General features: G+C 63.6%; 1 protein-coding gene. It reads left to right on the forward strand.

From position 1 onward, the window contains the following. A partial coding sequence (locus tag ACH488_RS21940) for a transketolase-like TK C-terminal-containing protein (protein ID WP_397326709.1) occupies window positions 1-1,045 on the forward strand: 1,045 nt, incomplete at both ends.

The raw sequence follows: 1,045 nt of genomic DNA on the forward strand, positions 1-1,045 counted from the left end.
ACCGCCTCGTCCCGGTCGTCCCGGACGAATCACGCACCTTCGGCATGGACGCGTTCTTCCCCACCGCGAAAATCTACAACCCCAAAGGCCAGAACTACCTCTCCGTGGACCGCGACCTCGTCCTGGCCTACAAAGAATCCCCCGCCGGCCAACTCATCCACCCCGGCATCAACGAAGCCGGAGCCGTGGCCGCGTTCACCGCCGCCGGAACCTCCTACGCCACCCACGGCGAACCCCTGGTCCCGATCTACGTGTTCTACTCCATGTTCGGCTTCCAACGCACCGGCGATTCCTTCTGGGCCGCCGCGGACCAAATGACCCGCGGCTTCATCATCGGCGCCACCGCAGGACGAACCACCCTCACCGGCGAAGGACTCCAACACGCCGACGGACACTCACCCCTGCTCGCCGCCACCAACCCCGCCGTACGCACCTACGACCCCGCCTACGGCTACGAAATCGGCCACATCATCCGCCACGGCCTCGAAACCATGTACGGCGAAAACAGCACGGACAAAAACGTGATGTACTACCTCACCGTCTACAACGAACCCATCACCCAACCCGCCGAACCCGACAACCTCGACACCACCGGACTCCTCAAAGGCATCTACAAACTCAAAGACGCCCCCCAAGGAGACCCAAACCGGCCCACCGCCCAAATCCTCGCCTCCGGCGTCTCCGTCCCCTGGGCCCTGGACGCCGCCCGCATCCTCAACGAAGACTGGGGCGTCGCCGCGACCGTCTGGTCCGTCACCTCCTGGAACGAACTCCGACGCGACGGACTCGCCGCCGACGAACACACCTTCCTCAACCCCGGCCAAGAACCACCCACCCCCTTCATCACACAACAACTCAACGGCCACCACGGACCCGTCATCGCCGTCTCCGACTACATGAAAGCCATCCCCGACCAAATCCGCCAATACATCCCCAACGACTTCGCCTCCCTCGGAGCAGACGGCTTCGGCTTCTCCGACACCCGCCAAGCCGCACGCCGCTACTTCAAAAACGACACCCACTCCATCGTCACCAAAACCCTGCA

The sequence above is a fragment of the Paenarthrobacter sp. NPDC018779 genome (assembly GCF_044391085.1).
GTDB lineage: Bacteria > Actinomycetota > Actinomycetes > Actinomycetales > Micrococcaceae > Arthrobacter.